Annotated in this window: 12 protein-coding genes and 1 pseudogene; 8 read left to right on the forward strand and 5 right to left on the reverse strand. The window is 68.5% G+C overall.

Going from position 1 to position 12,317, the window contains the following annotated elements; genetic code table 11:
* Positions 1-64: 64 nt before the first annotated feature.
* From FAB82_RS15870 to FAB82_RS15885, 4 genes are all read left to right on the forward strand, one after another.
* Positions 65-1,249 carry an LLM class flavin-dependent oxidoreductase gene (locus tag FAB82_RS15870; RefSeq protein WP_136535518.1) on the forward strand — a complete coding sequence of 395 codons (1,185 nt, stop codon included), beginning with the start codon at positions 65-67 and terminating at the stop codon, positions 1,247-1,249.
* 15 nt (positions 1,250-1,264) lie between these two features.
* Positions 1,265-1,750 carry a MarR family winged helix-turn-helix transcriptional regulator gene (locus FAB82_RS15875; RefSeq protein ID WP_136535519.1) on the forward strand — a complete coding sequence of 162 codons (486 nt, stop codon included), beginning with the start codon at positions 1,265-1,267 and terminating at the stop codon, positions 1,748-1,750.
* Entirely contained in the window at positions 1,747-2,451 is a 705-nt protein-coding gene (locus FAB82_RS15880; RefSeq protein ID WP_136535520.1) for a CE1759 family FMN reductase, read from the forward strand. The genes FAB82_RS15875 and FAB82_RS15880 overlap by 4 nt, the downstream gene beginning before the upstream one ends.
* Positions 2,452-2,905: 454 nt before the next feature.
* On the forward strand, positions 2,906-4,120 hold the full coding sequence (locus FAB82_RS15885) for a cytochrome P450 (protein WP_136535521.1): 1,215 nt from the start codon (positions 2,906-2,908) through the stop codon (positions 4,118-4,120).
* A 114-nt stretch (positions 4,121-4,234) separates the two neighbouring features.
* Here the strand turns inward: FAB82_RS15885 and FAB82_RS15890 are convergent, their stop codons facing one another.
* Together FAB82_RS15890 and FAB82_RS15895 are read right to left on the reverse strand one after the other, a co-directional pair.
* Positions 4,235-5,086, reverse strand: coding sequence for an ABC-2 transporter permease (locus tag FAB82_RS15890; RefSeq protein WP_136535522.1), 852 nt, complete (start codon positions 5,084-5,086; stop codon positions 4,235-4,237).
* A complete protein-coding gene (locus tag FAB82_RS15895) occupies positions 5,086-5,991 on the reverse strand; it encodes an ABC transporter ATP-binding protein (protein WP_136535523.1) in 906 nt (301 codons plus the stop codon). The genes FAB82_RS15890 and FAB82_RS15895 overlap by 1 nt, the downstream gene beginning before the upstream one ends.
* A 316-nt stretch (positions 5,992-6,307) precedes the next feature.
* On the opposite strand from FAB82_RS15895, the pseudogene FAB82_RS15900 reads away from it, so the two are divergent.
* Positions 6,308-7,198: pseudogene (locus FAB82_RS15900) on the forward strand (MFS transporter); the annotation flags it as partial.
* Between the two features lie 198 nt (positions 7,199-7,396).
* Here FAB82_RS15900 and FAB82_RS15905 read toward each other — a convergent pair.
* A complete protein-coding gene (locus tag FAB82_RS15905; RefSeq protein WP_136535524.1) occupies positions 7,397-8,503 on the reverse strand; it encodes a cellulose binding domain-containing protein in 1,107 nt (368 codons plus the stop codon).
* Between the two features lie 272 nt (positions 8,504-8,775).
* Positions 8,776-9,408, reverse strand: coding sequence for an FMN-dependent NADH-azoreductase (locus tag FAB82_RS15910; protein WP_136535525.1), 633 nt, complete (start codon positions 9,406-9,408; stop codon positions 8,776-8,778).
* Positions 9,409-9,533: 125 nt separating this feature from the next.
* Here FAB82_RS15910 and FAB82_RS15915 point away from each other — a divergent pair, with 125 nt between their 5' ends.
* From FAB82_RS15915 to FAB82_RS15930, 3 genes are all read left to right on the forward strand, one after another.
* Complete coding sequence (locus tag FAB82_RS15915; RefSeq protein WP_136535526.1) at positions 9,534-10,046, forward strand: MarR family winged helix-turn-helix transcriptional regulator; 513 nt, start codon at positions 9,534-9,536, stop codon at positions 10,044-10,046.
* A 90-nt stretch (positions 10,047-10,136) separates the two neighbouring features.
* A complete protein-coding gene (locus tag FAB82_RS15920; protein ID WP_136535527.1) occupies positions 10,137-10,655 on the forward strand; it encodes an acyl-CoA thioesterase in 519 nt (172 codons plus the stop codon).
* Between the two features lie 361 nt (positions 10,656-11,016).
* Positions 11,017-11,379: a hypothetical protein gene (locus FAB82_RS15930; protein WP_136535529.1), complete on the forward strand. Its 363-nt coding sequence runs from the start codon at positions 11,017-11,019 to the stop codon at positions 11,377-11,379.
* Positions 11,380-11,519: 140 nt separating this feature from the next.
* Here FAB82_RS15930 and FAB82_RS15935 read toward each other — a convergent pair whose 3' ends face one another.
* Complete coding sequence (locus FAB82_RS15935) at positions 11,520-12,299, reverse strand: class I SAM-dependent methyltransferase (RefSeq protein WP_136535530.1); 780 nt, start codon at positions 12,297-12,299, stop codon at positions 11,520-11,522.
* Between the last annotated feature and the right edge of the window lie 18 nt (positions 12,300-12,317).

The raw sequence follows: 12,317 nt of genomic DNA on the forward strand, positions 1-12,317 counted from the left end.
CCTCGTTGAAGAAGATGCAAACGCATGAACTTAGGCCCGCGGAGGCGGGGGAACGAGGCCCACGATGCAATTCGGAATCTTCTCGGTCAGCGACATCACGCGCGACCCCGTGTCGGGCGAGACGCCGAGCGAGGCGGAGCGGATCAAGGCGATCGTCCAGATCGCGAAGAAGACCGAAGAGGTCGGCCTGGACGTGTTCGCCATCGGCGAGCACCACAACCCGCCGTTCTTCTCCTCCTCGCCCACCACGCTGCTGGCCAATATCGCCGCCCTCACAAGTCGGCTGCTGCTGACCACCTCGACCACCCTGATCACCACCAACGACCCCGTCCGCATCGCCGAGGAGTACGCGATGCTCCAGCACCTCGCGGGCGGGCGCATGGACCTCATGCTCGGGCGCGGCAACACCGCGCCGGTCTACCCGTGGTTCGGCCAGGACATCCGCAAGGGCCTGCCGCTGGCGCTGGAGAACTACAACCTCCTGCATCGGCTGTGGCGCGAGGACGTAGTGGACTGGGAGGGCGAGTTCCGCACCGCGCTCCAGGGCTTCACCTCGACGCCGCGCCCGCTGGACGACGTCCCGCCGTTCGTGTGGCACGGCTCCATCCGGACCCCGGAGATCGCCGAGCAGGCCGCCTTCTACGGCAACGGCTTCTTCGCCAACCACATCTTCTGGCCCACCTCGCACTCGCTGCGCCTCATCGAGTTCTACCGCCAGCGCTTCGAGCACTACGGCCACGGCACTCAGAAGCAGGCCGTCGTCGGGCTCGGCGGGCAGACCTACATCGCCAAGAACTCGCAGGACGCGTTCAAGGAGTACCGGCCCTACTTCGACGAGGCCCCCGTGTACGGGCACGGTCCGTCGCTTGAGGACTTCAGCTCCCAGACGCCGCTGTCCGTCGGCAGCCCGCAGGAGGTCATCGAGAAGACCCTGACGTTCCACGACGCCTTCGGCGACTACCAGCGCCAGATGTTCCTCATCGACCATGCCGGACTGCCGCTCAAGGCCGTGCTGAACCAGCTGGACCTGCTCGGCGAGGAGGTCGTTCCGGTGCTGCGCAAGGAACTCGCCTCGCGCCGCGACCCGGAGTCGGCCGACGCGCCCACGCACCAGGGTCTGGTGCGCGCCAAGTACGGCGACGAGCCGGCCCGCCAGCCGCGCCCGAACGCCAACCGCGGCGACAATGTCACGGGCGCCTCGCCCTACCAGGACAGCGACGCCTCGGCCGAGTACCCGAAGCTGGTCTGAGGGGGAGTGACGGCCATGGCCCGCAGTGAAAGCCGACTCGCGAACGACGCGTGGGAAGCGCTGCTCACCGCCCACGCGCGGCTGATGAAGGGCTTCGCCGCCGAGGACATGTGGGATGACATCTCGATGCGCGAGTACGACGTCCTCTACACGCTGTCCAAACACGACGGACCGATCCGGCCGGTCGAACTGGGCCGCGACGTCCTGCTCAGCCAGCCCGCCTTGTCTCGGATGGTCGAGCGCCTGGTCGACCGGGGCCTGGTGGCGCGGGCCGCCGATCCGGTGGACGGGCGCGGCGTCAGGCTCTCGTTGACCGAGGCCGGACGCGGGGCGCAGCGCCGCATCGGCGGGCGGCACGCCGTCGACGTCTCGCGTGCGGTCAAGCGCGCGCTCACCGAATCCGAGATGCACCAGCTAGAGGCGCTCTGCCGCAAGCTCGCCGCCGGCGAGCGACTCATTCAAGACGACCACTTCAAGTCCGAACAGGAGCCACAACGATGAACGACCCCGCAGGCCAGGCCGCCACCGAACGCTTTCGTCTCGTCGTCGTCTCCGGCGGCACCAGCGATCCGTCCTCCACCCGGCTGCTCGCCGACCGGATCGCCTCTCGCACCGGCGAACTCGCCGCCGACCGCGGCGAGAGCGTCGAGGTCGGCGTGATCGACCTGCGCTCGCTCGCCTCCGAGATCGCCACCGCGATCGTCTCGCAGCACATTGGCCCGGGTCTGACCCGCGCGGTCGAGCTGCTGGGCGCCGCCGACGGCATCGTCGCCAGCGCGCCGGTGTACAAGGCCGCGCCGAGCGGGCTGTTCTCCTCGTTCTTCCATGTGCTGGACAACGATCTGCTCATCGCGAAGCCGGTGGTGTTGGCCGCGACGGCCGGGACGGCGCGGCACGCGCTGGTCGTGGACGAGCAGATGCGGTCCCTGTTCGCCTACATGCGCACGCTGACGGCGCCGACGTCGGTCTTCGCCGCCAGCGAGGACTGGAACGACAAGGCGCTCGGAGGGCACGTGGAGCGGGCCGCGATCGAGCTGCTGCTGCTCATGGAGAGCGGCTTCGCCCGCCAGATCCGGGACGAGTCCTGGAAGAGCTACCAGCACGAGTACGGCAGCGCGGGCGGCACCGAGCTCGACATCGATTTGAGTTCGGACCTGATGCGGCTGGCCACCGGCGGAAAGTCGGTGCCCAGGCAGCGCTGACGCAATGCGCGAATCAGCCCGCCCGTCGCCCGCCACCGTCTGAGCCCGAGCGCGGACTGGTCCGCCCGTCGACATCGCTCCTCGGGGAGCGGATCCTCGGGATCTTCGGCAGAGCGTTTCCCGAAGCGGGATGCGTGAACGCGCTCGCAATTCCTGCCGCTTTCCCGCCGGTCCACCGCCTCGCAATCGCTGCCTTCGACTGCTGTACTTGACTTTCGAACACCGCGGCGGCTTCCGTCGCCCGAATGACTGGAGTGAAAATGGCACTGATCAAGGCATTCATGCTCAACGCTTTCGGTGGGAGCGTCAAGCCCGCCAGCTACCCGCTGCCTTACCCGAAGTAACCATGGATCGCAACGGTCGCGGTGCCGACATGCGGACCTCGCCCGCAGCCCCAGACGGTTCGCGGGAGTCGACAACACTTCCCCCAGGACCGGTGCCGCGACCGTTGGGATTGCCCCCCAAAGACTTCGACCGTGACCCGATCGCATGCCTGGCGCGACTGCGAGACGAGTACGGCGACGTGTGCTCCTTCGCCGCGGGCAGGGTCCTGCTCGCCCGTCCCGAGTGGACAAACTGGGCGATGGCCCGCAGCAACAGCGCGACCGTCGCGGATCAGACCGAGGAACCGCGGCAGTTCAGCCGCCCCGACCTCATCCGTGACCACGTCGAGACCTGGATGGCCGCCCGCCGCACTGCGCAGTGGCACCGGCTCGGCCGCGACGTCGCCGAGCGGACGGCCCCGGCCATCCGCCTGCGCCTCCGGGAGTTCATGGACGCCTCGGGGGATTCCCCGGCCAGTCTGACTGATTGCCAGCTCGCCGTGCTCGACGCCGCCGGAAGCGTGTTCGTCCGGGATCTGGAGGGCCCGCTGCGAAGTGTCCTCATCTCCGCCGCGGACCTGCTCCAGCAGGAGAGCATGGCGTCGTTCACGCTGCCGTACTGGCTCTCCTCCCGGGCGCGCCGCCGCCTGCGCGTCAACACCGTCTGGATCGAAGCCCTCGTCGCGCACGTCGGGGAGCGCCGCGCTGCGCGGGATGCCGCTGAACCGCCCTCGGACCTGCTCGACCTGCTCCTCGACGCCCGCGACGACGACCGTCCGGCGTTCACCGATCTCGAAGTCGCGCAGGCGCTGTCGATCAATCTCGGAAACCTCTACACGGTCGGCGGGACCGGCTTGGCGTGGCTGCTGACGGCCTACGGCGAACACGACATCGTCCGGCCCGAGGCGGTCGGCGCCGAAGACTGGGCGCGCGCCGTAGTGAAGGAGACCCTGCGGCTGTATCCGTCGGTTGCGCTCACCAGCCGAATCCTGACGGAGGACGCCAAGTTCGGGGACGTCACGGTCCCCGCGGGCGACTCGGTCTTCCTCAGTCCGCTGCTGCTCCATACCGACCCGCGCTGGTGGCGCGAGGACCCGAGCCGGTTCGATCCGACGCGGTGGCTCGCCGAGGAGGTCCACGACCCGCACGCGTACCTGCCCTACGGCGCGGGCCCGCGGATCTGCACCGGAGTCCACATCTCGAACGCGGTGCTGGAGAGCGCCGCCGACCTGCTCGCGAACCGAGCGGTGACGGGGAATTCGGGCCTCCCCAGGCGTCGGTGGGGTTCGGTCACTCAGCCCCGAAAGCTCCGCGTCCGCATCGGCCGAGACACCAAGACCGGCTAACTCCCGGCCCCCACACTGGGAACGTGGCGGGCGCTCCCCGGTCGGGAACTCCCACCGCGGCCGGGCGCCCGCCGGCACGTTGCCGACGGGCGGTTCTCAGCGTGTCCAGAAGGGTCAGGCGACGTCGCGGCGCTTGATCAGGATCAGCGTCCCCACCAGGAAGACGACCAGGTAGATCCCCAGCAGGCTCGCGGCGGTCGGTCCGGTGAGCGCGTCGAGCACGCCCGGCGTCGCCTCCGATCCGCTCGACGCCGCGCCCAGTGCCCCGGCGAGCGAACCGGCGCTCGACCCGGGCAGCACGTCCGTCACCGCCGAGAAGCCGTCGATCAGGTTGGCCGCGCCGCGCAGCAGGTTCTCCACCGCCAGCGTCCACAGCAGACCCAGCCCGACGCTCAGCGCCGGTCCGCGAGTCAAGGCGCCCAGGAACAGTCCCGCCGCCGCCCACATGCCCAGCACCAGGCCGGTGCCGCCGACCGCGACGCCCAGGTCGCCCCAGTCGGGCCACACGATGTCGCGCGATTCGATGACGGCGATCAGCGACGACATCCCGAGCGTGACCGCGGTGCTGATCGCGATCAGCCCGGCCAGGCACACCCCGATGGCCGCGGCCATGCCGCCCATGGTGGTGAGGCGCCCCGGGCCCTGCGTCAGGGTGGTCTTCCAGGTGCCCCAGTTGTAGGTGCTGCCCACGGCCAGAGCCGCGAAGATCATGACGATCGCGCCGCCGAACATGGGCGTGCCCTGGATCATGATCGTCGGGGCCTCGGGCGGCAGCATCGAGGCCAGCAGCTGGTCGCTGGGGCCGCCCTGGAACGCGTCCGGGTCGTTCGAGCGGTAGGCGATGAACGGGAACGCGTAGGAGAACATCAGCTGGAGGGTGATCCAGATGCCTCCGAGGACCCAGGTCGCGGGCCACAGCAGGATTCGGCGCAGTTCGGCGCGGGTGGTGTTCAGCAGGGCGGTCATCACTTGGCCTCCGTCATCGTCAGGAATACCTCTTCGAGGGAGCGTTCGTTCACCGAGACCGAGTGGACGTCGACGTCCTCGGCCACCAGTTCCCGGATCAGGGCCGGGATGTCGACGCCGCGGGCGTCGGCGGTGAGTGTGGGCCGCCCGTCCTCGTCGTCGGCCAGGTCGGCCCCCGACGCCGTGGCGCCCTTGAGGACCCGCATGGCCCGGTCGATCGGGTCGGCGTGCAGCCGCAGCACCCGGGAGCCGCGCAGCTCGGACACGGTGCCCTCGTAGGCCATCTTGCCGCCGACGATGACGCCGACGCGGTGGCAGAACTGCTGCACCTCGGCCAGGAGGTGGCTGGAGAGCAGGACGGTCTGGCCGTCGTCGCTCAGGCTCTGGATCAGCGAGCGCATCGACGCCATGCCGGCCGGGTCGAGACCGTTGGTGGGCTCGTCGAGGATCAGCAGGTCAGGGCGCCCCAAGAGTGCGGCGGCGACGCCGAGCCGCTGTTTCATGCCCAGCGAGTAGGTGCGGAAGCGGTCCGAGCCGCGCGAGGTGAGTTCGACCCGTTCCAGCGCCTCGTCGGCGTCGCGGCGGCCCAGGCCCCGGTAGCGGGCGATGACCCGCAGGTTCTCCAGGCCCGACAGGTAGGGGAAGAACCCGGGCCCCTCGATGAGGGATCCGGTGCGCCGCAGGGCATCGGGGCTTCCGGGCGCCAGGCCGTGCACGCTCGCGGTACCGCCGGTGGGCCTCACGAGGCCGAGCAGCATTCGCAGGGTGGTGGTCTTCCCGGCGCCGTTGGGCCCGAGGAATCCGTAGACCTCGCCGCGGCGCACGCTCAGGCTCACCTGATCGACGGCGGGGTGGTCGCCGTAGCGTTTCGTCAACCGGTCGGTCGACACGATGTTGTCATCCATGACTACATCGTCCGAGCCGTAGGCCCTGACTGAATCAGCGTGCGAACGTATCTTCGCCTACTCGCTGGGAGGTACCCCGGGGGAGAGGCCCCCGAATCTACTTGACGCCCGGCAAGCGGTTGACGCAGACTTGGCGGCGGTGCGCGCCCGTCCCGGCCCGCTTCGGCAACACCCCGCTGAGAGGACTCCCCGCGTGTCGACCCTGACGACCCCGGACCGAACATCCCCTGCCGCGTACTCCAAGCGGCGACGCGCCCTCGCGATCGGAGCGCTCGCCTTGGGTGCGTTCGGGATCGGGTTGACCGAGTTCGTCGTCGTGGGCCTGCTCGGCCCGCTCGGCGAGGACCTGGACGTCTCCATCTCCACCGCCGGTCTGCTGGTCACCGGCTACGCCGCATCGGTGGCGATCGGCGCGCCGATCATGACCGCCGCCGGCACCCGCCTGCCGCGCAAGACGATGCTCATCGTCCTGATAGGACTGTTCATCGCCGGGAACGTCGTCGCCGCCGCCGCGACCGGCTACGGCATGCTCATGGTCGGACGCGTCGTCTCGGCCCTGTGCCACGGCGCGTTCATGGGCATCGGCCCGATCATGGCCGCGAGCCTCGTCGCCCCCGAACGGCGCTCGCGTGCCATCGCGCTCATGATGACCGGCCTGACATTGTCCACTGTGGTTGGTGTCCCCTTCGGTACCGCGCTGGGGCAGCAGCTCGGATGGCGTGCCGCGTTCTGGGCCATCGCCATCATCGGCACCGCCGCGCTGGCCGCGATCGTCGCGTTCGTGCCCGCCCGCCCGAACGAGCCGGGCGCCGGTCTCCGCGGCGAGCTGGCGGTGTTCCGCCGCCTCCAGGTGTGGCTGGTCCTGACGGTCACCATGCTCGGCTGGGGCGCCGCATACGCCGCGATCACGTTCCTGGAGCCGATCCTGACGCGCGTCTCCGGCTTCGACGCCGCGGCGGTGCCGTGGCTGCTGCTGCTCTTCGGCGCCGGGCTGACCGTCGGCAACCTGCTCGGCGGCCGGCTCGCCGACCACGGGCTCACGCGCGCGATGTACGGGACGATGATCTGCGCGATCATCGCGCTGATCGTCTTCGCCTTCGCCGCGCAGCAGCAGGTCACGGCCGTGATCATGGTGTTCATCCTCGGCGCGGCCAGCTTCGCGATGGTCCCGGTCTTCCAGACGCGCGTGATGGAGCAGGCGAAGGATGCCCCCTCCCTCGCCTCCTCCACCAACGCGTCGGCCTTCAACGTCGGCATCGCCATGTCCGCCTGGCTGGGCGGGCTCGCGATCGACGGCGGCCTGGGGATGATCGCGCCGGTGTGGATCGGCGTCGCCCTCGGCCTCGCGGCCCTGGGCGTCGCCCTCACCTCCGGCGCGATCGAACGCCGCTCCGGTCCTCGGTCCTTACGAGAGGATCGGGTCCAGGGCCTCGAACCAATTGGCGGCCATCTTGACGTAGCCGTCCTCGTCGGGGTGGACGCCGTCGTAGGTGTCGTCCGCCGGGACCCAGCCGGTGTGCTGGTCCACCACGGTGATCGGCGATTCCTCGGTCGTCTGCTCGGCGGCCCAGGCCGGGATCTCGGCATTGAAGTCGATCGCCCGCTGCGGGCAGTCGGTGCAGCCGCCCGACGGGTCCGGTTCGAGCGGGATGATCTGCGCGACCAGGATGATCGCGTCCGGGTTCAGCTCGCGCAGGTCCGCCACGAGGGTCGTGTAGGCGTCGAGGATCTGGGCCGGCGGAATGTTCGACCAGACGTCATTGGTGGCGAAGTGCATCATCAGCACGTCGGGGGTGTTCTGCTCCAGCCAACTGCGCACGTCGCCGTTCGCGACCGACTGCGTGACCTGGAAGCCGCCGTGGCCCTCGTGATCGGGATCGGAACCGGCCGGGTTGCAGGCCTGGGAGAGCGACCCGACGAAGTCGACCTCGTGGCCGGCCTGGGTCAGCAGGTCCCACAGGTTCCCGCGCCAGCAGCCCGGGCTGCCGGTGATGGAGTCGCCCAGCGGCATGATCGACACCGCCTCGGCGGGTGGATCGGTGGGCTCGTCGGTTGGCGGATCGGTCGGGTCCGTGGGCGGGTCGGTCTGGTCGACCTGGCCCTCGCACAGGTCCCCGTTGACCGTGATGTTCGTGGGTTCATCGGTACTGCCGGAACCGATGAAGCCGAAGACCTCGCGGCTCTGCCCGGAGGAGATGCCGGCGTTCCAACCGACGTCGGCGCCGGTGAAGGTACTGCCGCTCTGGTCCCAGTCGACGTTCCACGCGCTGCTGACGGTGGTGTCGGCACCGAAGTCCCAGCTGATCTCCCAGCCGTCGATGGGTTCGTCCGCGGTGATGGCGACATTGGCCTGGAAACCGCCGCTCCACTCGTTGCCGATGATGTAGTCGACCTGGCAGCCCTCTTCGGCGAAGGCCTGGCCCGCCGACAGGATGGTCGCCGTGCTCGCGGCGAGCGCCACGACTGCGGCCCCGGCTATCGCCAGTCGCCCACGTCTACGAGTTATTTGCATAATTCGATGTCCTTTGTCCGGTTGGGCCGCTGCGCGGACCGCTCGTGAGGGTGCGGTAGGGGACCGTCGATGAAGGCGAGCGCACGGAAGTGGGGAACATTGGGGTGAGCGCTCCCACGGATGGTAGCAAGTTCCGTCTTACATAGTCAAGATGATGAATATGTTTTCGTAAGGCCGCTCAACGAATTCGTGGCCGGGCGCCGCTTTCGTTCGCGGGCAATGGAAGGGGCGAGCCGCCGAGCAAATCGCTCGGCGGCTCGTTCGACCGTGAATTAGGAGGCCAGGGCGCGACCGGCCTTGACCGCCGCCTCTTCGGCGTCCTGCTTCACCTGTGCGGCGACGTCCAGGAAGGCGTCCATGGCGGGGTTGACGCCGGCGAGGGTGAACTCGCGCTCGATGACGGTGAGCTCGGCGCCCCAGACCTCGCCGAGAATGCGGGAGATGTAACCGATGTTGTGGTCCCAGCCCTCCTTCGGCGTGCCCGGGCCGTACGCGCCGCCGCGGGTGGTCAGCAGCACGGTGGGCGTGCCCTCGAGAAGCTTCTCGCCGGGCGCGGTGCCGCCGGCGATCGCGAGGTCGATCCAGGTCTTGACGTGCTGCGAGACACCCCAGTTGTACAGCGGCAGGGCCATGACGGCGTGGTCGGCGCCGCGCAGTTCATCGGCCAGTTCGGCGGCGATCGCGAGGGCGGCGAGCCCTTCGGGGCTGCGCTGGTCCTCGGGCGTGTACGCGGCGCCGATGGCGTTCGGCCAGGCCTCGGACGGCAGCGGCTGCTGGGCGAGGTGGCGGGAGACGATGTCCACGCCCGGCTTTGCGGCGGTGAACTCCGCGACGACCTGGTCGGCCAGCTGAGTGCTGGCCGAGTTGGGGCCCTGGATGCTGGAGTCGATGCGCAGCAGTGTCATGGAAGTGAGCTCCTAGTGGATTGTCCGGCGAGGATCCGCCGCCGGGACGGCTACATGAATGTTCAACTCCGACGGTAGCGCGTTTGATTTGAACATTCAAGTCCATGTTCTGTAGACTTCTCTATATGGCCCGCGAAGCATCGACCGACGACGTCCCGTGGCTCACTCCCGCACAGTTGGAGGAGTGGGTCGCACTGGCGACGCTGATCACCACGCTGCCCTCGGCTCTCGACGCGCAGCTCAAGCGGGATGCCGGGCTCAACTCGTTCGAATACCACGTGCTGGTGCGATTGTCCGACTCCCCGCACGGCGTCGTCCCGATGAGTGACCTCGCGGTCATGGCGCAGGGTTCGCCCTCCCGGCTCTCGCATGCCGTCACCCGGCTCGAACGCGCCGGATACGTCGAGCGGATGGCGTGCAAGGAGGCCGACCGGCGCACCGCCGCGGTCCTCACCGAGGCCGGCCGGAAGAAGCTCGAGGAGGCCGCGCCCGGCCACGTCCGCGAGGTGCGGCGCCTGGTCGTCGACGTATTGACGCCGGAGCAGCTCGCGGCGCTCGGCGACGCCGCCCGCGTCATCGTCAAGATGACGGCCCCCGAGGTCGCCGATGTCATCTTCTCCCGGAAGCGTCCGGGTTAGCCTCCGCGGCACCGTCGCCCCCAGGCCAACTTGCTACTCTCGAGTAACCCCAAGTTCAGGGGCTCGAATCCAACGATCGGAGGCGATTCGGTGAACCTCTACGTCCGATTGCTGGTGTTGTGGTGGCGGTCCCGGAGGCAGGAGCGGGTGGGCCTGTGGGACACCACTCGGACGCCGTTCCGGGTGCTGCCGACCGACCTCGACGTGTTCCGCCACATGACCAACAGCAAGTACTTGGCGATCATGGACCTGGGCCGGATGGACCTGATGATGCGCTCCGGATTCTGGAAGAAGCTGAAGGAGCGCGCCTGGTACCCGGTCGTCGCCGGGCAGACCATCACCTATCGCAAGTCGCTGCAGCTGGGCCAGCGCTTCGACGTCGATACGCGGGTTCTCGGCTTCGACGAACGGTGGATCTACATCGAGCAGACCTTCTGCGTCGGGAAGACCGTGTACGCGCAGGCGTATGTGCGCAGCCGCTTCCTCAAGCGCTCCGGGGGCTCGGTGGAGCACGACGAGCTGGAGGAACTCGCCGGCGGAATCCCCGACACCCTCGAAGTGCCCGAATGGCTTCGCAAATGGACGGTCGAGTCCCGCATCGACTCCTAGGGGTTCTTAATCCGGGACCGCGCGCCAGGTCGTGCCGTTCCAAGTGCGCCAGAGGATCCCGGCGATGATCCGGCGATGGTCGGGCTTCGGAGCCGAGGACTGAAAGTGACACCGCTCAGGAAGTCGTCTTCTCCGTTGGCCGCTCTGGCGATCTCCCTGGCCGGCGGTCTGGCCTTGGGGGTGCTGACGCGAACGGACTGCGGCAATGAGCGCTCCGTGTCCGCGCAGGCGAATGCGCCGGAAGCGCATCCGATGTTGCTGCGGCATTGCCGTTTCGGTTTACGCCCGCGCAACGGGGCGCGCGGTGAACTGGTTCTGTCGGGCCGAATCCCTCCCGGCCGCAACGAAAGGACGAAACCTGATGGACACCCTCAAGAAGATAGCGATGTGGACAGGAATTGTCATCACCGGATTGTGTGGTGTTGTGCTGCTTGGCGGTGGCAAGGTGGGATCAGGAACGCTACTGATTGCTACGACCTTCATCATGGTTCTACCGGTCAGGCAGCACAAGCTCCCCCGTTGGGCTCGCGTCGGACTGATCTGTGCCGTTTTCGGTGTCGTGATATGGAATATATCCACCACCGACCTTCCGGATCCCTCGAATGTCATGGTGGCGGCTTGCGGTAATGAAGCCGCTGATACATACACGCCAACCGGGTTCAAGTTCTGGGACCAGGTGACGTACATCTTCAGCGGCTTTCTAGCTCAAGCGGCGCCTTCCTAAAGCTTGTCCCGTTATTGGCGCTGTTGGTCGCTGCGCGGTTTCGACCGGTGGTTGCGACATCTCGGTCTTGACGGTGTTGATTGGCAGGTCAGCGGATCGTCCGGTACCCGGTCTGCTCAGTGAGCAGCGCGCGTGATGGTTCACAGCCGCCGGACGCGCAGCACGGCGGTCCGCATCGGCAGGGTGAACTCGCCGTCGGTGGTCTCCGGTCGGGTCGCCAGGAACGCGCGGATGCGGCCCAGCGTGGCCTCTCGTTCCGGGTTCGGCATGACCAGCATTCCCGCCCTCGTGGCGAGAGTTGCGACGAGCGACTCGGCAGTGCGGCGCTGTCCGTGCGGGAACTCCGCCTGTTCCGGTGAGCCGAACCGAGCGGCCGCGCCGGTCTTCGGTAGGTGCATATCGGCCGTCTCGGCGCGCCAGCTGGCGGGCGTGTCACGCGGGCCGATGGCCGCGCTTCCGCTGACTCGCGCGAGCCCGGCAACCCACTCGACCTGGTCGTCAATGACGTTCCACAGGCCGGCCAGGATCCCGCCGGGTGCCAGGACCCTGGCGATCTCGGAGCCCGCGACGGCCATGTCGAACCAATGCATGGCGTTGCCGGCCAGCACGACATCGACGGAGGCGTCCGGCAGCGGAATCGCCTCGGCACTGCCCGACTGGGCACCGACAGCTGGCAGCGATCGGCGCAGCTCGGACAGCATCGCCGGATCGGGTTCGACGGCAACGACATCGACGCCCAGCCCAATCAGCGTGGCGGTCAGCTTGCCAGTCCCGGCGCCAAGATCGAGCACGCGTGGTCCGGGCGCGGGCTCAAGCGCCCAACGCACTGCGGCCTGCGCGTAGTCCGGACGATGTTCGGCATACGCGCTCGCCGCTACACCGAACGACAAGGAGTGACGCAGCCGTTCATTCTGGTCCATGCGGTCACCCTATAGGAT

The sequence above is a fragment of the Glycomyces buryatensis genome (assembly GCF_004912275.1).
Classification (GTDB): domain Bacteria; phylum Actinomycetota; class Actinomycetes; order Mycobacteriales; family Micromonosporaceae; genus Glycomyces; species Glycomyces buryatensis.